We start from the raw sequence: 21,294 nt of genomic DNA on the forward strand, positions 1-21,294 counted from the left end.
CACTCAGGGTATAGTCGCCGTTGGTTAACGCCTGAAGGACATCCGCAGGGATGGTGACTTTCCAGGATCCGTCGGCGGCCACAGTCCCGGTGTAGGTCATGCCGTTGAGGGTAACGGAAACGGTCTGCCCGGCCTCGGACGCTGAGGTACTGCCTAACAGATCCAGTGCCGATTGCAGTTCATCGGCGTTCAGCAGGTCATCCCCGGTCAGAGCCTCAAGTGTGAGCGTCGGCGCGGTGGTATCGACCAGCACAGTGAGGCTGGCTTGCGTTCCATCGGGACTGCTAACCCCGATCGCGTATTCGCCATTGCTCAAGGCGGCCAGCGCTTCGCTTGGCAGCGTTAAATTCCAACTTCCGTCTGCATTAATGCGTGTCTGGTAGACAACGTCATTGAACGTAATCGTCAGAAGGGTACCCGCAGCCAGATTAACGCTGGTGCCGCTGAGCTGCTGCGCTATGCCAACTTCGCTGCCGTTAAGGATATTATCGCCGGTTAAAGGCGATATCAGGATATTTGGGGTTGGGGCGGTCGTATTATTTTGATCGTCGCTACGCCCTGAACTGATACCAACAGCTGCGCCAGTGGCCAGTGCGAGCCCACCAAGAACACCGGCTATCGCGGTGGTAGACAGGCCAGAAGTACCGATACTCATTGCTCCCAGACTGGATAGAGCCACATATTCTGGTACAACGGCTAGCGTTTCCCCTGCTAGCGTCGCTCCTTCTGCGGCGGCTGCGCCAGAGAACTGTGCATGGGTAAGCTGGGTGCCATCATCAAAAACCAGTTCACTGTGGTAGCCTGCGTCGTCAAGCGTGAAGAAGCTTTGATAGCGAACGGTCGTGCCGTCCTCCATGTGCAAGATAAGATCGTCATCGATGCGTTCATAACGAGATACGATGTCCGGCGTGCCATAAATCCTTATTGTACTGCTTTCCAGCAGTTCGACATTTGTTGCTCCCTGAGGGACGACACCGATGAACTGACCGCTCTGGCGCGACAGGATATTGGCATTTCCCGCAATAACATTCATATCTGACATGAAATAGCCTCTTTCTTTTCTGTGACCATTGTCTGAATACGACTCCTGGCAGCGCGGATGCCATTGCGGAGAGGTATGGGTATACGCGCGACCAGAAGGGGCGCTGAAATAGACCTGGTTCAGAAATAGAAAGCAGAAAATAACAAAGCATGGCTAAATAAATATCGTGCCGTGCATCCCTCTTCCATGAGGACTAGGCTATCGGGATGACATCCATCCAATCTTTGATATTTATAGGTGTGGCTTAAGTAAAAATCCAATTTTTTTGAAATGTTTTGAAAATAAAAAATCATGGTAAAAATATGACTGATTAAATGATTTTTTTTGCTTTAACTTTTTAAATTCTCACTTCACTAATTATCATCTTGAATTGCATCACTTAACACTCGTAATGATCGTGGTGGCGTTTTTTTTTCGGAGAGTTGTAGACGGAAAGGCAATGCTTTGTCGCGAAAATAATGTCTCTATTTGTTTTGATTGTATCAATTTGTATTTTGCTTTTTTGCCACCGCTAGGGTTGTCTAGCACTACTTTGCCGTGAGGAAAATGGTCATCATCTGTGATGATTTATCGCCATTTAGGTACCTGTGCTGGTCACGCCAGGCGCTGATGTTAGGGCTATCGAGTTTCATCTGAAGCTGAGTATGAGAATTATTCTTGATATCACGGTTATCACCATTACACTGCGAGCGATTGTTTTTATCTGAGAGACCAGGCTGTTATGGCGTTGCTCCGCATTGTTTACCAACAATATCGTTGGCCCTTTCTTGCCGTTATCCTGCTCAGTTTGCTGAGTGCCGCGTTGGGCATCGGGTTGATCGCTTTTATCAATCTGCAACTGATTGAAACGGTCAATCAGTCGTTGAGTGTCTTGCCGCAGTTTTTGGGTTTATTATTGCTTCTAATGGGGGTGACGCTGGTATCGCAACTGGCGTTGACCACGCTTGGGCACCATTTCGTTTATCGCCTGCGCGGGCAATTTATCAAACGAATTCTGGATACCAACATTGCGCGCATTGAGCAGATTGGGAGTGCACAACTGCTCGCTAGCCTGTCCAGTGATATCCGCAATATCACCATCGCGTTTGTACGCCTGCCGGAACTGATTCAGGGCATTGTGCTGACTATCGGTTCAGCGGCTTATCTGGCGTGGCTCTCTCCAAAAATGCTAGTCGTGACGTCCATCTGGATTGTGGTAACCCTCTGGGGCGGATTCATGCTGGTTTCCCGCGTATACCGCCATCTTACTCACGTTCGAGAAGCGGAAGATCGCCTCCAGAAAGATTACGAAACCGTGATTAATGGGCGTAAGGAGCTGACGCTCAACCGGGAGCGGGCGCAAAAACTGTATGAAGAGGTTTATCAGGCCAATGCGCAAGATTATCGACAGAATGTGATTCGCGCCGACACCTTCCATCTCAGTGCGGTGAACTGGTCGAATATTATGATGCTGGGCGCGATTGGCGCCGTCTTTTTCATGGCGAATAATCTTGGCTGGGCCGATACCAATGTTGCAGCGACTTACTCACTTACGCTACTTTTTTTACGGACGCCGATGCTTCAGGCCGTTGGCGCACTGCCGACGCTGCTGAGTGCGCAAGTCGCATTCAATAAGTTGAAACGTTTTGATTTGGTGGATTATCAGGAATCTTTTTCCTCTGCGATCGCTCCTGCTGACTGGCACACGCTGGAGCTGCGTGATGTGGTGTTTCGCTATGACGATTTCGGCTTTGAAGTGGGGCCGATCAATCTGGTGATAAAGCGTGGCGAACTGGTATTTCTCATTGGCGGGAACGGGAGCGGGAAATCGACGTTAGCGATGCTGCTGACGGGGCTTTATACCCCGGTGTCGGGCACGCTGTTGCTGGATAACCATCCCGTTACGTCGGAAACGCGAGGGGATTACCAAAAACTATTTTCTGCCATTTTTACCGACTTCCACCTGTTCGGACAGATGATGGGGCCGCTGGGCGCGGAGCCCGATACGGCGTTGGTCGATGATTGGCTGGATCGCCTGAACATGCGCCATAAACTGACGTTGGAGAACCATCAGGTGATGAATTTGCAGCTCTCGCAGGGGCAGCGTAAGCGTGTGGCGCTACTATTGGCCGTTGCCGAACAGAGGGACATCTTGCTGCTGGATGAATGGGCTGCCGATCAGGATCCACAATTCCGTCGCGTGTTCTATCTTGAGCTTTTACCGCAGTTGCGCGCTTTGGGGAAAACGATTGTGGCGATCAGTCATGACGATCACTACTTTGAATATGCCGATCGCCTGCTTGAAATGCATCAGGGTAAGCTGTCAGAACTGACGGGGGCGGCGCGTGAACAGGCCTCGCAGGATGCCATCGCGCAGATTAGCCGGTAACGTAAGAATGTCGCCCTGTGAGTCACAACACACCGTTAGCGTGAAGTCTGACAGGCATATATTAATTCGTTGAGTTCTGGGGCATTATAAGCGCCAATGTTGGCAGGCTGCCAACAGAGTTGAGGTTTTTTACTTACAGATCAGGCACCTGACGTATCTGGTCTGCCACTTAACTCAATAAGTTGGTATAGGTTATGAAAAGGATGTTTAACGCATTATTCGTTGTTGTTTTTGTTTGCTTTTCGTCTCTGGCAAATGCGGCAGAAAATCTACCCAATATTGTCATTCTGGCAACGGGTGGTACGATTGCCGGTTCCGCCGCAGCTAATACGCAAACCACTGGGTATAAAGCGGGTGCTCTGGGTGTAGAAACGCTGATTCAAGCGGTACCAGAGCTGAAAACGCTTGCCAATATCAAAGGTGAGCAGGTTGCCAGCATCGGCAGTGAAAATATGACCAGCGATGTACTGTTGAAGCTGAGCAAGCGCGTGAACGAGCTGCTGGCACGCAGCGATGTTGATGGCGTGGTCATTACGCACGGTACGGATACGCTCGACGAATCTCCTTATTTCCTGAACCTGACGGTGAAAAGCGACAAGCCGGTAGTCTTTGTTGCTGCGATGCGTCCGGCAACGGCAATCAGTGCCGACGGCCCGATGAACCTGTATGGTGCAGTAAAAGTGGCAGCAGATAAAAACTCTCGCGGTCGTGGTGTGCTGGTCGTATTGAATGACCGCATTGGTTCTGCCCGTTTTATCAGTAAAACCAACGCCTCTACTCTGGATACCTTTAAAGCGCCAGAAGAAGGTTATCTGGGCGTGATTATCGGCGACAAAGTTTACTACCAGACTCGTCTGGATAAAGTTCACACCACGCGTTCCGTGTTTGATGTGACCAACGTAGATAAACTGCCAGCCGTCGACATTATTTATGGTTATCAGGATGATCCAGAATATATGTATGACGCCTCTATTAAGCACGGCGTGAAAGGCATCGTGTATGCGGGCATGGGCGCAGGTAGCGTATCCAAGCGTGGCGACGCGGGTATCCGTAAAGCGGAAAGCAAAGGCATTGTTGTCGTGCGCTCCAGCCGTACCGGTAGCGGTATCGTCCCACCGGATGCAGGCCAGCCTGGTCTGGTTGCCGATTCTCTGAGCCCGGCAAAATCACGTATTCTGCTGATGTTGGCGCTGACGAAAACGACGAACCCAGCTGTGATTCAGGATTACTTCCACGCTTATTAATCGCTTGTGCGGTTTGTAGTGTGATGGCCCCGCCTTTAAACGCGGGGCTTTTTATTTCCTGTCATCCCATTTTTACTTTTAGTTATTCAACTTTTCGTTTCCACTGAGAAGTCACTTCCCTCTCTGTCGATTTTATCGGTATGATTCAGCCCACGACAAAGCAGGTAATCACCCCGTTTATCTTTGATTCCCGAAATCGTTCGAGTTGTGGCACAGCCAAATACGCGTGCGGCTTGAACTATAGCGGAACGGGTGAGTAAAAAAGAAGGATTCGTCATTACATGACACACCCCATTTTTATGGTTGGTGCCAGAGGCTGTGGGAAGACCACTGTAGGGCATCAGCTAGCGCAGGCGTTGGGATATGACTTTGTCGATACCGACCTATTTATGCAGCAGACGACCAACATGACGGTCGCCGATGTGGTCGAGCAGGAAGGATGGCATGGTTTCCGCCAACGTGAAAGCCTGGCGCTTCAGCAGGTGACGTCTAACCGCTGCGTCGTGGCCACAGGTGGTGGAATGGTACTAGCGGAAGCCAATCGACGGTTTATGCATGATAAAGGCATTGTGATTTACCTCCACGCGGATGCCGAGCTACTGGCTCAGCGGTTGGAAGAAAATCCGCAAGATAACCAGCGACCTACACTGACTGGTCGCCCTATCGCCGATGAAATGGCTGATGTACTGGCTGCGCGTGACGCGTTTTATCGCGGTGTCGCGCACCACGTCATCGATGCGTCGCAGACGCCTGAAGCTATTGTGGCAAGCGTGTTGAAGGTGCTGCGTTCGTCGGCAGCGTAGGGCGGTAAAACGGGATACTGGTAAAATAATCACCAGTCAGTGTTACTGAGCACTAACTTTCAATGAATAGATCGTGACAGTAGCTCAACTCTCCTTTTAAGATGAATTTCCTGAATTTTTCGACAATAGGTGCCGCGCTATGCTGAATGTAAATGAGTATTTTGCAGGGAAGGTCAAGTCAATCGGTTTTGAAGGCGACAGCATTGGTCGCGCTAGTGTCGGGGTTATGGATGCGGGCGAATACACGTTTGGAACCGGGCAGCCGGAAGAAATGACCGTCATCACCGGGGCATTGAAAGTACTGTTGCCCGGCGCGCCAGATTGGCAGGTTTTCACACCGGGAGAAACGTTTTTCGTTCCGGGGAAAAGCGAGTTCAATTTACAGGTAGTAGAACCAACTTCTTACTTGTGTAAGTACCTGTAATAACTATTGTATTTATATTCTATATCCTAAGTAATCCGAGTTTCAGGACCAAACGTTAGCGTTTTGCACAACGCACGTGCAACTTGAAATACCACGGGTATACAGCATTCTCGCCGCGTTATGTGCTACATGATGCGGCGTTTTTTATGCTGATTCTGCATCATCCCCCTTATCTCCATTTTAACTCCACGCTGTTATCGCGCTTTTCTGCCATTCTTTCTCCCTGGAATGATAAATAATGCTGCAAAAATGTTACGTAGCTCAAGAAATGAACTCAAAGGTATTTAAAAGGTATTATTAATTGGTATTTTAAAGGTGTACCTTTACTCTGTCATGAAGGATGTAAATATGAAAACTACAGCAAAGCTGTCGTTCATGATGTTCGTTGAATGGTTTATCTGGGGAGCCTGGTTTGTCCCACTCTGGTTGTATCTGAGCAAAAGCGGGTTCTCAGCGGGCGAAATCGGCTGGTCGTATGCCTGTACCGCGATTGCCGCGATTTTGTCGCCGATTCTAGTAGGGTCACTCACCGATCGTTTCTTCGCTGCGCAAAAAGTGCTGGCGGTGCTGATGTTTGCTGGGGCAATACTGATGTACCTGGCAGCGCAGCAAACGGAATTTATGTACTTCTTCCCGCTGCTGCTGGCGTATTCATTGACCTACATGCCGACTATCGCCCTGACGAACAGCATCGCCTTTTCGCATGTGGCCGATGTGGAACGGGATTTCCCACGCATCCGTGTATTGGGAACGATTGGTTGGATCGCCTCCGGTATCGTATGTGGTTTTCTGCCAACGTGGCTTGGATTTAGCGATATCTCTCCCACCAATATTCCGTTGCTGATTACCGCCGCCAGCTCCGCGTTGCTAGGATTATTTGCGTTTTTCCTGCCCAATACGCCACCGAAAAGCACCGGCAAGCTGGATGTTAAAGTCATGCTGGGGCTGGACGCGATTGTGTTGCTGAAAGACAAAAACTTTCTGGTGTTTTTTATCTGCTCCTTCTTGTTCGCGATGCCGCTGGCGTTTTATTACATTTTTGCCACGGGCTTCCTCACTGAAGTCGGCATGAAAAATGCGACAGGCTGGATGACGCTGGGCCAGTTTTCGGAAATTTTCTTCATGCTGGCGCTACCGTTTTTCACCAAACGCTTTGGTATTAAAAAGGTGTTGTTGCTGGGGCTGGTGACAGCGGCCATCCGTTATGTCTTCTTCGTCTACGGCGACGCTTACCACTACTTTACATATGCACTGCTGTTCCTCGGCATTTTATTGCATGGAGTGAGTTACGATTTTTACTATGTTACCGCCTATATCTACGTTGATAAAAAAGCGCCGGTACATATGCGTACGGCAGCGCAGGGGCTGATTACGCTTTGCTGTCAGGGGTTCGGCAGCCTGTTGGGATACCGTTTGGGTGGCGTGATGATGGAGAAACTTTTCGCCCACGGCGAGCCGGTAAACGGCCTGACCTTTAACTGGACCGGTATGTGGCTTTTTGGTGCGGTGATGATCGCGATTATTGCGCTGATCTTTATCCTGCTGTTCCGGGAGTCAGATAAAGCGATCTCAACGATTGACGTAAAGGGTGCAAACCAGCATTTCAGTACAGAGGAAAACAAATGAAACAAGAACGTATTCTCGGTGCCTTATATGGCCAGGCTTTAGGGGATGCGATGGGCATGCCATCAGAACTGTGGCCGCGAACGCGTGTTAAAGCGCATTTCGGCTGGATTGATCGTTTTTTACCTGGTCCGGCGGAAAACAATGCGGCGTGCTATTTCGGCCGCGGCGAGTTTACGGATGATACCTCGATGGCGCTGAGTCTGGCCGATGCCATCATTGAATGTGATGGGGAAATCAATGCCGATGCGATTGGTCGTCACATCCTGAAATGGGCTGAATCGTTCGACGCATTTAATAAAAACGTGCTCGGCCCAACGTCTAAAATTGCGTTGAACGCGATCCTTCAAGGCACGCCGGTAAGCGAACTGGAAAATAATGGCGTCACGAACGGTGCAGCGATGCGGGCATCTCCGCTCGGCTGTCTGCTGCCCACGCACAGTCTTGATGCTTTCATTGAGCAGGTTGCGCTGGCATCCAGCCCGACGCATAAATCCGACTTGGCGATTGCGGGAGCCGTCGTCATTGCCTGGGCTATTTCCCGAGCGATTGACGGAGCAGACTGGCAGGATATCGTCGATGCGTTGCCGTCTGTGGCGCGACATGCTCAGGAAAAGCGTATCACGACGTTTAGCGCCTCTCTTGCCGCGCGTCTGGAACTGGCGCTGAATATCGTGCGTAACGCAAACGGTACGGAAAGCGCCAGCGAGCAGCTTTATCAACTGATTGGTGCGGGAACGAGCACGATTGAATCTGTTGCTACTGCAATAGCCATGGTGGAACTGGCGCAAACCGACCCAAACCGCTGTGCGATTCTGTGTGCCAACCTCGGGGGGGACACCGATACGATTGGGGCGATGGCGACGGCGATATGTGGTGCGTTGCACGGCGTAACGGCGATTGATGTCGCGTTGAAGCAAGAACTGGATGACATTAACCAGCTTGATTTTCATCGCTATGCCAGCCTGCTGCTGCAATATCGTTCAGCGCGGGAGGCGTGATGAAAGCCAGCGAACTTGCCGCAAAACTGGATGAATTAACGACACGTCAGCCGCTGACCATCATTGGGGCAGCGGTAATTGATGTGATTGCCGATGCTTATGCGTTGCCGTACCGCGGATGTGATATCGAACTGAAGCAGCAAAGCGTGAATATTGGTGGCTGCGCCTTGAATATTGCCATTGCGCTTAAACGCCTTGGGATGGTGACACAAAACGCTTTGCCCGTCGGGCAAGGTGTGTGGGCGGATATCATTCGTAATAGTCTGGAAAAGCAGAACATTACCACGGTGGTACAAACCGATTCGGGAGACAACGGCTGGTGTCTGGCGCTGGTTGAGCCGGACGGCGAACGTACGTTTATGTCCTTTAGCGGCGTTGAAAACCAGTGGAGTGACAGTTGGCTCGCATCGCTATCCGTCGCATCGGGGAGTTTGATTTCTCTTTCGGGCTACCAACTGGCGGCGCCATGCGGCGAGCGTCTGGTAAGCTGGCTGGAAACCTTGCAGAACGTCACCCCATTTATCGATTTTGGTCCACGGATTGCCGATATCCCGGCAAACCTGATGGCGCGTATTATGGCGCTTCATCCCGTAGTGTCGCTTAATCGTCAGGAAGCGGACGTGGCGGCGGAAACGCTCGGTGTGTCGGCTGAAGCGAAAATTCTGGGTTGTGCCTGGCGGGAGAAATACCGTGCACCGGTGATTATTCGGCAAGACAAAGCGGGAGCCTGGTATTTCGATGCGACTTCTGAGGGGCTCGTCGCCCCGTTTCCGGCAACGGTGGTTGATACCATCGGCGCGGGAGACAGCCACGCGGGAGGGACGTTGGCAGGCCTAGCCGCTGGGTGGTCGTTGGCGGATGCCGTCATGCTGGGGAATGCTGTCGCAGCTTATGTCGTGAGTCACCGTGGGGGAGATTGCGCGCCGACCCAGACTGAACTTCGTGCTCGGTTACTCCTCGCAGACGAACACGTATAGATCGCTACGGCAATAGCTGATGCTGTATTCGATAGGCCGGTTCTGTTGGTCGAGCGCAATTTGCTTGATCACCAGTACCGGTATTTTATTATCAAGCTGAATATGTGACTGAAACTCGGCATCGGGCATACGTGCGCTGACGCGACTGCGTGTACGCTGCGGATTGATGTTCTGGCTACGGAAATAGTCATAAAGCGAGACGCCGATATCCGCAGCGTCAGCGATCAGCTCAACAGGGACATACGACTCTTCTATGGAAACGGCGTCTTCATCCACATAACGGATGCGCTTTAGCAGAAAAACGGGGGTCTCAGGCGCAATAGCCAACTGTTCGGCTACTTCCTTGCTGCTTTTTACGATTTGCTTGTTCACCCACAGCGTATTGGGTTTTTTGCCTCGCAGCACGACCTGTTGTGAAAATCCGCGCGCTTCTTTCAGCGAATACTCAAAAATATTATTGATTTGTGTACCGTAGCCGCGCACGCGGGTAACAACACCTTCTTCTTCCAGCGTCTGCATAGCCTTGCGCACGGTAATGCGCGACACACCCGCTAACTGGCTCAGGTCTCGCTCTCCCGGCAGAATGTTGCCATGTTCCAGCGCACCGCTACGCACGGCATTTTTGACCGTTTCGGCAAATTTTAGGTAGAGCGGGGTATTGTCTGCTGTCGCAAAACGCTGAGTAAGCTGTTCTATTAATTGAGTATGCGCGTGTTCCATTCTTCTCTGATCCTAGTCTACCTGCGTAGGGTATTCATAATACCACTGGTATTATCGTCTATACTCGTCATACTTCAAGTTGCATGTGCGTTGGCTACGTTCACTCACCCGAATCACTTACTTGAGTAAGCTCATCGGGACTCCTTCTCTTGCCGCCTGCCTGAAACTCGAATTATTTAGAGTATATATACCTAAAATGGCAACGTTGTAATCCATTGTCAGATGATGACACCTACGATACGAAATGCGCGGTAGGCGCGTGGTGGCAATGTGTTAATGCAGGCGTTCACTTTGGGCTATTGATTCATTAAAAATAAATAATTTTATGTCGAAGAATTCCACTGTGTAGCGCGTATAATTAAGTTGATTAATCGATAGCATATTTTTCTATAATGCAATCTCTCATCTTTATTGTAACGCTAATCATTAACTCCATACATGAATTGTTCTATTTAATTATATTTATACTCGTCATACTTCAAGTTGCATGTGCGCTGGTTGCGCTACTCGGCCCACTCGCGTGATCTCGTCCTGAAGGGCTGCCGCAAGCAGCGTTTAAATCGGCCAAGCCGATTTGTCCTTACTCACTCCAGTCATTTACCTGAGTCAGTTCCCGTGGATAAAATGAGAGACAACCTGTCGCTCACCAGAGGCCAGCCGCTAGCTGGTCAAATTCGTTCCCGACAAATTTTTCACTCAGTTGCCGCGTTACAAGGCCATAAATGAGCCTTGCCCTATAGCGCCAACGCATGGCGTTGTTCAACATGCTAACGTTTTGTCACGCCACTCGAATTATTTAGGGTATCTTAATTAATAATACGAAAGAATGGCGAGTTTATTAAGAATTATCCCTGAGCTGTTAAAATTTAATGCATAATGAATCGCATCAATAATTTTTTATTATGGATAACAATAAGTGGTTTATTCTTTTCTGTCGTTTTTCGATGGTGGTTTGCTTTGGTTTTTTAGCATATTATTCATTGCCAAACTTTTTTTACGTAATAACTTGGTTGAATGTATTAATTTTTAAAGCAACTTTTAAGATAAATGGCGGCTATAGAATGTGAACGCATTCAAGTTTTATTTTGCAGTGCCGTTATGGATAGTATAACTATTCTACGCAAAGAGTATTTTATGCTGAAAACGACGCGTTCCCGCATTCTTGCGGCCTGTTCGACCATTGTTGTACTTTCTCTTGTTATTAATACTTTTCTTAATTACACCATAGCCAATAACGCCAATAAAACATCGACCCAGAATACGCTGGATGCAGTAGCGACTAGCCATAGTATAGCGATTAGCGACTGGGTTGCTTCTAAAACGCTGATGATCTCCGCGCTGCATGATCGCGCCATACAGGATGAAGATCCTATCCCGCTGTTTAAACAGATTGTAGCCTCCGGCGGGTTCCTGAACGTGTACATGGGCTATGCAAATGGTACGGCCAAGTTTGCCGATCCTGGTGGTATTCCCGCCGATTACAACCCCACCATCAGACCCTGGTATCAGCAGGCGGTGAAAGAAGGCAAGCCGCTAGCGACTGCACCGTACGTTGATATGGTAACGAATACGCTGGTGGTATCTTTTGTCGCTCCCGTACTGGAAGGTGGCAAGGTTAGAGGCGTCGTCGGCAGCGACGTCACGATGAATAGCGTGATCGAAAACGTGAAAGCAATCAATCCAAGCCCGGGGAGTTTCGGCGTATTGATTGATCGTAACGGTACGATCATTGCTCACCCCGATGAAAAACTGACGCTGAAAAATATCACCGATATTGCCCCTGCGATTAATCTGAACGATATTCTTTCAGCTAATAGCGCCCGTGATGTGGATTTTTCTGGATCGACAAAACTGGTATTGGCAAAACCGATTACTGGCACGAGTTGGTACATGCTGGTGGCGTTGGATAAAGCCGAAGCCACCGCAGGCATGCGCTCTCTGCTATCTACTTCTGTCATCACGCTGGTTGCTATCGCGCTGCTGGGAACGCTGATTATCGGTTTCATCATTACGTCAACGCTCAAACGTCTGCTGCAAATCCGCGACGCAATGGATGATATCAGCAACGGCAACAACGACCTGACACAGCGACTGCCGGATGAAGGGCATGATGAAGTGTCGCAAATTGCCCGCTCGTTTAATATTTTCGTCGATAAGATCAGTCAGGTAATGATTCAGATTCGGGATATCAGCGCGTCGCTTCAGGTTGCAGCGGATGAGATCTCAGCAGGAAACAACGATCTCTCTGCGCGCACTGAATCTGCGGCGTCGAGCATTCAGCAAACGGCAGCTTCTTTGGAGGAAATCTCTGCGGCAGTTACACAGTCGGCAGGATCTGCGCAACAGGTTAACGCTAAAGCGCTGCTGCTGTCGAAAGATGCGGGCACGGGCGGAAAAGTGGTGTCTGATGTGATTGTTACGATGGAAGAAATCGTGGTCGCGTCTGGCAAAATCGGCGACATTATCGGTGTGATCGATGGCATTGCGTTCCAGACTAACATTCTTGCACTCAACGCCGCCGTAGAGGCTGCGCGAGCAGGTGAACAGGGCCGTGGTTTCGCCGTTGTCGCCGGTGAAGTTCGCAGCCTGGCACAGCGCAGTGCGCAGGCCGCAAAAGAAATTAAAGAGCTGATTGAAGCGACGGTCTCCAGCGTGACGTCTGGCTCAGTTCAGGTTCGTCAGGCTAGCGACAAAATGAATGAAATTGTCGGCGGCGTATCTACGGTGAGCACGGTGATGTCTGAAATTACGCATGCAGCGGATGAGCAAATGCGTGGCATTAACGAGATCAACAAAGCGGTAGCGCAGTTGGATTCGATGGTGCAACAGAACGCCGCTCTGGTGCAGGAGTCTGCTGCTGCGTCTGGGGCGCTGCAATCACAGGCCGGAGAATTGAATTCCGTTGTCGGAGCATTTCGGGTTTAACGGCTTCAGGTAGTGAAGTGGTATTGCCCGCCGAACATTGGCGGGCAATCACCGACTGCATTAACAATCGGCTGCATTAACAATAGGCTGTATCAAAAATCGGCTGTATCAAAAATCGACAGTATTAACGTTGGGCTTCACCGCCCAACGCTTCAATCAGATTCGCAATCAATGCAGCCAGCTCGCTGGTCATCAAAATGAAATCGGCATCAAACCGCTGAGCAAAATCTTCCCGATCGATATCGTCATTCTGTTCCCGCAGCGTATCGGAGAACTTCAAGCGTTTTACCGAGCCGTCATCAGACAAGACCAGTTGAATGCGTTCCTGCCAGTCCAGTGCCAGCTTGGTCACCAGCTTGCCCGCTTCAATATGCACGGCAATTTCATCGCAGACCAAATCCTGTTTTTTACAGCGGATAACGCCGCCGTCTTCCAGAATCGCTTTCAACTCTGCTTCATCCTGTAGCACAAAACCCGCCGCTGGCTCACCAGAACGAACCCACTCGGTCAGCGTTAGCTCGATGGGGTTTTCCATCGTCAGCGGTACAACAGGCAGAGAGCCCAGCGTTTTGCGCAGTAGCGCCAGCGTGTCCTCCGCTTTTTTGGCGCTGGCGGCATCGACCATAATCAGGCCGTTAACCGTGTCGATCCACAGCCAGACCTGACTGAAACGGCTGAATGCACGTGGCAGCAGGCTGTGCAGCACTTCGTCTTTCAGTGAATCTTTTTCGGTTTTTTTCAGCTTGCGATGCTGTTCCGCTTCCAGACGTTCAATTTTGGCCTGAAGGGTTTGTTTGATGACGGGAGATGGCAGAATCTTTTCTTCTTTGCGAACGCAGATAACGATTTGCCCATTAACCACATGCGTTAATGCATCGCTATGCGAGCCCATTGGCGATACCCAACCCGTTTTCATCATATCCTGACTGCCGCACGGGGTGAACGGGAAGGCGCTGAGCCGTTTTTCCATTTCATCCGCAGACAAAACGTTATCTTTCGACAGCACGCTGTCCCGGCTTAAGCGGTAAATCATTAAGTTTTTAAACCACAACATGGTGTTATCCCTGACTGGGCGCGCAGGTTTGCACGCGGGTTTGTAATATTGCGCGCATGATAACGAATTCGAGACCGTAATGTGGAATAAAATACCGCGATTCAGAGGAATACCTATCACGCTTTGGATTGCAGCTGATTGGTTTCTCTGGTTATCTCTATATAAGAAAGTTTTCAGGTTGGTGACAAACTTACTGTTGTAGAACAAGAGTGACCACTGCTCGACGCAACGTTGTCAGCGACCTCATTTCTCGGGGAATCCGAGCCTATTTACCACACGAGGGGAGACATCATGAGAATCGGTATCGATCTGGGCGGGACGAAAACAGAAGTCATCGCGTTGGACGACGAGGGGCAGGAACGTTTTCGGCAGCGTATGCCGACGCCAAGAAATGATTATCCGGAAACCCTGCGGACTATTGTCACTCTGGTGGCAATGGCTGAAAAAGCGATCGGCTGCCACGGTAGCGTCGGCGTGGGTATTCCGGGGACGCTGTCGCCGTTTACCGGTAAGGTAAAAAATGCCAACTCCACCTGGCTCAACGGTCAGGCGCTGGATCTCGATCTTGCCACGCTGCTAAATCGACCCGTGCGGGTGGCGAATGATGCGAACTGTTTCGCTGTTTCAGAAGCGGTAGACGGTGCCGGAGCAGGGAAGCAGACGGTTTTTGCGGTCATCATCGGCACTGGCTGTGGATCGGGAATTGCGCTGAACGGGCAGGTTCATGTCGGTGGCAACGGTATTGCTGGCGAATGGGGCCATAACCCGCTGCCCTGGATGGATGAAGATGAGCTGCGCTATCGGCAGACGGTTCCCTGTTACTGCGGCAAGTCCGGTTGCATTGAATCTTTTATTTCCGGTACGGGATTTGCGCTGGATTACCAGCGCCTGAGCGGCCAGCCGCACAAGGGCGAGGCAATTATTGCTTTAGCGGAGCAGGGTGATCCCATCGCAGAGCTGGCATTACAGCGCTATGAACATCGTTTGGCAAAATCGCTGGCGCATGTGATTAACCTGCTCGATCCTGACGTGGTGGTTCTGGGAGGCGGAATGAGCAATGTTTCTCGCCTTTATCAGACTGTACCGGAAAAGATTAAACCGTGGATCTTCGGCGGCGAGTGCGAAACGCCTGTGCGGCAGGCCATACACGGCGACTCCAGCGGGGTGCGCGGAGCCGCCTGGCTATGGCCAAAGACGGAGTAATAGCTAAATGGCGTACTCCGGTGCCAGTCGGCTGACGCCTAGTCCGTTAATTTTTTGGACTTTGATCTGTACAGGAATACGTTCTTTCATGGCTTCGACATGACTGATGACGCCGATGGTTTTACCGGAGGCGTTGAGGTTATCGAGCGCATCCAGCGCGATATCCAGTGTTTCAGCATCCAGCGTACCGAAGCCTTCATCCAGAAACAGAGAGTCGATGCTGGCTCTATGGCTGACCAGATCGGATAGCGCCAACGCCAGCGACAAACTCACCAGAAAACTTTCGCCGCCGGATAGCGTTTTTGTGTCGCGTTCGGCATCTGCCTGCCAGGTATCCATCACCAGAAGTTCCAGTTCGCCACCGGGCTTACGTTTTAGCTGGTAACGATCGTGCAGGCGTGAAAGCTGGAGGTTGGCGAGATAGATCAGATGATCCAACGTTAGCCCCTGAGCAAACTTACGGAATTTATCCCCTTTACTTGAACCGATCAGCGAGTTTAACGCATCCCAGTCATCATACATTTGCTGGCTTTGGGCGATCTCGCCAAGCAAGGTCTGTTGGTTCTGGCGCTGTTGCCGATCGTCAGATAACTGACGTTGGCACTCACCCTGTTGCCGCAGGTTGGCTTTCAGCATTTCATCCTGTTCTGACAACTGCTTTTGCGCCGATTCCTGCGTGGTTTCTTCTGGTAGGGATGCAGGCCGTTTTTGTTGCTGTTCAAGTAATGCCTGTTTAGCCTGCTGGTGGAGTGCTGCTGCCTGCTGCAAGCTTTGATACAGTTTCTCCTTCAATGCCTGTAAGGCCTGTCGTTCCTGTTCATCAAGCAGCGCATTCAGGAAGGTGGTTTCATCAGTAAAAGCACTTTGGTGCAAAGCCTGAGTAAAGCGTTCAGTCGCACCATCGCGTTGATGTGTGCTCTGTCCATACTGCTGCTGCGCGCGGGTCAGTTCTCCCGTCAGGCGGCTCAACGTCGTTTCGGTCTGCTGGCGTGCTGACTGGGCTAACCGGAGCACGTCTTCATACTGCTGGCTGGTACGTTGCAGGTGTTCACGAACATCCGCTGTTTTCCTGTCACCGAAAAGCGCCTGTCGCGCCTGTTGGCTCGTTTTGAGTGCCTCGCAGTACTGTTCCAACTGCTGTTGCTGCACCTGTAGCAGCTGTTTTGCTTCGGTTACGCTGAGATTCAGATGCTGAAAATCGCTTTCCAGCGTGGCTAACCGCGGGATTAAGCAAGACTGCTCCTGTTCTTTGGTTTTCCAGTCTTGCCATTCGCTCTCGCGCTGAACCAACCAGCTATCCTGTGCACCGCTTTCCGGCAGACGAAGGCCTGCATTTTTCAGCGTCTGCGTAATTTCCTGAGTGTACTGCTCTAGCTGCCGCTGCATGTTTTGCAGTGACTGGACGGTATCAGCCTGCGTGACGAGTAGAGAGGTCTGTTGCTGGGTATTCAGCGCAATTTTTTGGTCGAGTTCCCGCAGCACTGCCTCATTAGTTGTCAGTGAATCCTTACTTTCCTGCCACTGCTTTTGCTGTTGTTCACGCGTACTAATCTGCTGGCGAATATCCTGTTCTTCGGCTTCGCGTTGTGCAAACCAGGCAGCAACTTCGTCCTGCTGTTCCAGCGTGTAGTTAACTTGTAAGCGCTCACTGACATCTTGCCACTGTTGCAACAGCGTTTGATGTTCGCTATCAAGCTGAACGATATCCTGTTGCAGTTGTTCCCGCTGCTGCTCTAGCGAGGCCAGTCGTGCCGTCGTATGCGCCAGTACCGTTGCTAATTGGCTCACTTCCTGCTGTAGCGCCGTTAGGCGCTTTTGGGTTTCGGATGGTTGCAGCGCCTGATAGCGTTCAATCGCCGGATGCTCGGTTGAACCGCACAGCGGACAAGGATCGCCAGCCTGTAGCCGTTGCCGTTCGGCTTCCAACTTAACGATACGCTCTTCCTGTCGGTACAGTGTTTCCAGATCGGCCAGATGCTGGGTACGCTGCTCGAACTCAGACTGTTGCTGTTTCTTTAAGACGCCTGACTGGCTGATATGCCCTTGTATTTCATCTTGTCTGATGAGGTACTGCTGTTTACTGGTATGAAGACGTTGGAACTGGTCGCAGATTGTTGCGAGCTGTTGGCGTGCGATTCGCTGATCGATGAGTTGATTGAACCGCTGGTGCAGGGCGGAAAGTGGTTGCTGTGCTTCCTGATTTTTCCGTGTCTCATCGTGTTGTGTGAACAACTCGCGTGCTGCATCAACGGCCTTTTGCTGTTCACGTTGCTGTGCTGCCAGCGTCTCGGTCTCTTGCTGTAGCGTCGCCGACTGTTCGGTGTGCTGTGCCTGTTTTTGGTTCAGCCTATGCTGTTCGTCCTGAAGTTGGTGTAACTGTCGAAACTGCGTGCGCCACAGAGGAAGCTGTTCTCCCCACTGTTGATGATGCTCGTGTTGCTGGCGATAAGCTTGGATCTGTTCAAGCTGTTGTTTGGCGTGCTGTTGTTCCGCCACTATCTGCGTTTGTTTGCTTTCGTCAGCTTGCAGGCGATGCTGTGTTTTTGCCAGTTCGTCCTGCTGCTGGGCTTTTTGCAATTCCAGCGTGGCAATTCGATGGTCAAGTGGCACAACCTGTTCGTTGATCAACAACTCTTGTTTCTGACGTTCCCGTTTATGCCCGGTAACGTCCTGCTCTGCCTTTTCTTCCTGCTGGCGTAACGTTGTCAAAGACGACTGTTGTGCGCTTTGTTTCTCAGTCAGTTGTTCAATCTGCTGGACGAGCGTAAGAGACTCCAGCCGATAGCGCTCTCGTTCCTGATGTAGCGGCCTCAGTTTTTCTGCCGGTTCGCTGTTAGCTAATTTATCGAGCTGTGGCCTGGCCTGCTGAATGGCAGATTCTGCGCTCGCGTGCTGTGCCTGCGTATTGGTTAGCTGTGTTTGTCGCTGCGCCAATTGCTCAAACCAGCGCAGCGTAGTCAGTACTTGCTCACGTTCGGCGTTGCCCTGTTGCTCTTGCCGGAGCAGCTCGGCAAGCTGCTCCTCCACCTGCTGACGTTGTTCATCGGTCAACAGCTGAATGCCTGATGCGCGTGCCTGTAGCGTGTTTAATGCTACGTTTGCCTGTTTGTGTTTGTCATAGACGCGTTCGGAAATCAGTCCGTAAATATCCGTACCGGTTAGTTCTTCCAGTAGTTCCGCTCTGTCGTCGGCTTTTGCATTGAGGAACGCGGCAAATTGCCCCTGCGATAACATCATGGATCGTGTAAAACGGCCAAAATCCAGCCCGGTGAGCTGCGTGGTCATCTCTTTTTTGTCATTGAGCTTTTCGCTCAGAATCTTGCCGCTTTCAATGAGGGCGAGTTCGGCCTTGGGGGACTGTAAATTACCATCCGGCGAGTTTCTAGCCCGACGCTGGCTCCAGAAAGCGCGGTATCCGACGCCTTTAACCTCAAACTCGACCTCGGCGAGGCACTCTGCGGTGTTACGTGTCATCAGATCATTATTACCTGCGGAAAGCTGACCCAACCGTGGTGTTTCGTGATAAAGCGCCAGACAGATGGCATCGAGTAGCGTGGTTTTTCCTGCCCCGGTTGGGCCGGTAATCGCAAACAAGCCGTTGCTGGAGAATGGCTCCTGCGTGAAGTCGATCTTCCATTCGCCTTTCAGCGCGTTGAGATTCTTTAAGCGCAGACTGAGGATTTTCATTTGGCAGACTCGCTATTTTCTAATTCATCAATAACCTGATTAAACAGCGTGCGCACACGCTGTTGGCGACTGTCTTCCATTTCTGTCTCCGTTGCCAGACGACGTTCAAAAACATCATGCACGCTCAATTCGTTTAGCGTTTCCTTGTCCTGTCGGGTAATCGCCTGCAAACGCTGTTCGCGCGTGCGGCGCAGCAGAAGTACCTCGACGGGCAGGTTCTCAGTCATCGCCTGAATGCGTTTTTGCATGTCGCTCAGATAATCCTGCGTACTGAGTTCGATATCCAGCCACACGGGTTTATCGCCCTGATAGTTCTCGAAGGCGGATAGCTGTTGTTCAATATCACTCAGACTACCTTTAATCAGCTGCATCGGCTGGGTTACGGGAATGGGCAGAAGATCTATTTTCGGTGGCGCATCGGGTATAAAGCTGACCAGACAAACGGATTTCTCGCTGCCGAGTTCATCAAAACTCAGCGGGATAGGCGAACCGCTGTAGCGGATATGCTCGCTTTGGGTCACGCGCTGGGGGCGGTGAATATGCCCAAGAGCAATATAATCCGCAGGGGGAAAAGCCTGAACAGGAAAGGCATCAAGCGTACCAATATAGATATCGCGCACGGATTCCGAAGCGGTTGCGCCAATCGTCGTCAGGTGCCCGGTTGCAATAATCGGCAGCGGCAGGCCAAGTTCATCGCGCTTTTGGCAAGCCAACTGGTAACACTGCTGGTAGTGCGCGGTAATCGCTTCCTGTAGCGCCAGCTGTTTTTCATCACCGGATTGTCCGGCTTTGCTGGTTAGCACATCACGCGGACGTAAAAAAGGAATCGCGCAGAGTAGGGCTCCGGGCTGCTGCTGACGGTTTTCCAGCAGGAGCACCTGCTGGGCAGGATCGTCGCTGGCGCAGGCAATCACCCGCGTATTCAGGCAGGCTAGCAAGCCACGGGATTCATGCAACATCGCAACGGAATCATGGTTGCCGCCGAGAATAACGAGCTGGCAGCCTGTGCGCTGTAGTTCTACCACGAAGCTATAATACATTTCCCGCGCATAGCTAGGGGGCGAACCGTTATCAAAAATATCGCCTGCGACTATAATGGCATCGACGTGGTGCTGTTCCACCTGAGTGATAAGCCAGTGCAGAAAAGCCTGATGCTCAGCTGCGCGGCTTTTGGTATAAAAATATTGCCCTAAATGCCAATCGGCGGTGTGGATAATGCGCATCGTGCTCTCTCGATATTCATGCCGTGAAGCGTTGGATGACGTTGTCATTGTCCATTATGTGGAATGGGTGTCGTCGCCATGGTGCCCTGTCATCGTAATGCCATGATTATATATAGCAGGGATGACGACTGTCGCGGTGGAATCAAGAGTTTGGAAAGCGGCTCGAAAAATAGGATGTACGCGCTGTAACATCATGCGATGGAGGGCTGTGCGTTTTTCATAAATCTGTCATAAAACTGACGCATAATGCCTTTCGCCTGCTAACAGCGACGATGATTAACGACAGGATTAACAATGGCAAAACGCATATTAGTCGTGGAAGATGAAGCACCAATTCGTGAAATGGTCTGCTTTGTACTGGAACAAAATGGTTATCAACCCGTTGAAGCCGAAGATTATGACAGCGCGGTAACGCAACTGTCAGAACCGTTCCCAGAATTGGTGTTATTGGACTGGATGCTGCCAGGCGGTTCGGGCCTGCAATTCATCAAGCATATGAAGCGCGAAGCGCTGACGCGTGATATTCCGGTGATGATGTTGACCGCGCGTGGTGAAGAAGAAGACCGCGTACGCGGTCTTGAAGTGGGAGCGGATGATTACATTACCAAACCGTTTTCCCCTAAAGAGCTGGTGGCGCGTATCAAAGCCGTTATGCGCCGCATTTCACCGATGGCGGTGGAAGAACTGATTGAAATGCGTGGCCTAAGTCTTGACCCTTCCTCTCATCGTGTGACGACTGAAGAACACGCCTTGGATATGGGGCCGACGGAATTTAAACTGCTGCATTTCTTTATGACGCATCCTGAACGTGTTTACAGCCGGGAACAGTTGCTGAATCACGTTTGGGGCACTAACGTTTATGTTGAAGATCGTACTGTCGACGTTCATATTCGTCGCCTGCGTAAAGCGCTGGAAACCAGCGGACATGACAAAATGGTGCAAACCGTTCGGGGAACGGGCTACCGTTTTTCAACGCGTTACTGAGGTGATCGTAACCGGA

At 51.0% G+C, this 21,294-nt stretch carries 15 protein-coding genes; 10 read left to right on the forward strand and 5 right to left on the reverse strand.

Annotated features, from left to right (window positions below; all coding sequences use genetic code 11):
• On the reverse strand, positions 1-1,042 hold a 1,042-nt coding region (locus KP22_RS00005; protein ID WP_039321652.1), incomplete at its 3' end, for a BapA prefix-like domain-containing protein.
• Between the two features lie 721 nt (positions 1,043-1,763).
• On the opposite strand from KP22_RS00005, the gene KP22_RS00010 reads away from it, so the two are divergent.
• The 7 genes from KP22_RS00010 (at position 1,764) to KP22_RS00040 (ending at position 9,482) form a co-directional block, all read left to right on the forward strand.
• A complete protein-coding gene (locus KP22_RS00010; RefSeq protein ID WP_039321655.1) occupies positions 1,764-3,410 on the forward strand; it encodes a multidrug ABC transporter permease/ATP-binding protein in 1,647 nt (548 codons plus the stop codon).
• Positions 3,411-3,604: 194 nt separating this feature from the next.
• Positions 3,605-4,654 carry a type II asparaginase gene (locus tag KP22_RS00015; RefSeq protein WP_197061550.1) on the forward strand — a complete coding sequence of 350 codons (1,050 nt, stop codon included), beginning with the start codon at positions 3,605-3,607 and terminating at the stop codon, positions 4,652-4,654.
• Between the two features lie 281 nt (positions 4,655-4,935).
• On the forward strand, positions 4,936-5,457 hold the full coding sequence (gene aroL, locus KP22_RS00020) for a shikimate kinase AroL (protein ID WP_039321658.1): 522 nt from the start codon (positions 4,936-4,938) through the stop codon (positions 5,455-5,457).
• Between the two features lie 139 nt (positions 5,458-5,596).
• Complete coding sequence (ppnP, locus tag KP22_RS00025) at positions 5,597-5,881, forward strand: pyrimidine/purine nucleoside phosphorylase (RefSeq protein WP_005975968.1); 285 nt, start codon at positions 5,597-5,599, stop codon at positions 5,879-5,881.
• A gap of 348 nt (positions 5,882-6,229) precedes the next feature.
• Complete coding sequence (locus KP22_RS00030; protein ID WP_039321662.1) at positions 6,230-7,507, forward strand: nucleoside permease; 1,278 nt, start codon at positions 6,230-6,232, stop codon at positions 7,505-7,507.
• Positions 7,504-8,505 carry an ADP-ribosylglycohydrolase family protein gene (locus KP22_RS00035; RefSeq protein ID WP_039301497.1) on the forward strand — a complete coding sequence of 334 codons (1,002 nt, stop codon included), beginning with the start codon at positions 7,504-7,506 and terminating at the stop codon, positions 8,503-8,505. Before KP22_RS00030 ends, KP22_RS00035 begins: the two co-directional genes overlap by 4 nt.
• Complete coding sequence (locus KP22_RS00040) at positions 8,505-9,482, forward strand: PfkB family carbohydrate kinase (protein ID WP_039321665.1); 978 nt, start codon at positions 8,505-8,507, stop codon at positions 9,480-9,482. The genes KP22_RS00035 and KP22_RS00040 overlap by 1 nt, the downstream gene beginning before the upstream one ends.
• Here the strand turns inward: KP22_RS00040 and KP22_RS00045 are convergent.
• A complete protein-coding gene (locus tag KP22_RS00045) occupies positions 9,456-10,202 on the reverse strand; it encodes a GntR family transcriptional regulator (protein WP_039301504.1) in 747 nt (248 codons plus the stop codon). The genes KP22_RS00040 and KP22_RS00045 overlap by 27 nt on opposite strands.
• Before the next feature lie 1,134 nt (positions 10,203-11,336).
• Here KP22_RS00045 and KP22_RS00050 point away from each other — a divergent pair.
• Positions 11,337-13,127, forward strand: a complete 1,791-nt coding sequence (locus KP22_RS00050) for a methyl-accepting chemotaxis protein (protein WP_039321668.1) — start codon at positions 11,337-11,339, stop codon at positions 13,125-13,127.
• Between the two features lie 124 nt (positions 13,128-13,251).
• Here the strand turns inward: KP22_RS00050 and rdgC are convergent, their stop codons facing one another.
• Positions 13,252-14,181 carry a recombination-associated protein RdgC gene (gene rdgC / locus KP22_RS00055; protein WP_039301510.1) on the reverse strand — a complete coding sequence of 310 codons (930 nt, stop codon included), beginning with the start codon at positions 14,179-14,181 and terminating at the stop codon, positions 13,252-13,254.
• 291 nt (positions 14,182-14,472) lie between these two features.
• Between rdgC and mak the strand changes: the two genes are divergently transcribed.
• A complete protein-coding gene (gene mak / locus KP22_RS00060; RefSeq protein ID WP_039301513.1) occupies positions 14,473-15,384 on the forward strand; it encodes a fructokinase in 912 nt (303 codons plus the stop codon).
• A gap of 3 nt (positions 15,385-15,387) precedes the next feature.
• Here the strand turns inward: mak and KP22_RS00065 are convergent, their stop codons facing one another.
• A complete protein-coding gene (locus tag KP22_RS00065; protein WP_039321671.1) occupies positions 15,388-19,071 on the reverse strand; it encodes an AAA family ATPase in 3,684 nt (1,227 codons plus the stop codon).
• Positions 19,068-20,294, reverse strand: a complete 1,227-nt coding sequence (sbcD, locus tag KP22_RS00070) for an exonuclease subunit SbcD (RefSeq protein WP_039301519.1) — start codon at positions 20,292-20,294, stop codon at positions 19,068-19,070. The genes KP22_RS00065 and sbcD overlap by 4 nt, the downstream gene beginning before the upstream one ends.
• 294 nt (positions 20,295-20,588) lie before the next feature.
• Between sbcD and phoB the strand changes: the two genes are divergently transcribed.
• Complete coding sequence (gene phoB / locus KP22_RS00075; RefSeq protein WP_039301522.1) at positions 20,589-21,278, forward strand: phosphate response regulator transcription factor PhoB; 690 nt, start codon at positions 20,589-20,591, stop codon at positions 21,276-21,278.
• Positions 21,279-21,294: the final 16 nt, after the last annotated feature.

The sequence above is a fragment of the Pectobacterium betavasculorum genome (genome assembly GCF_000749845.1).
Taxonomy (GTDB): domain Bacteria; phylum Pseudomonadota; class Gammaproteobacteria; order Enterobacterales; family Enterobacteriaceae; genus Pectobacterium; species Pectobacterium betavasculorum.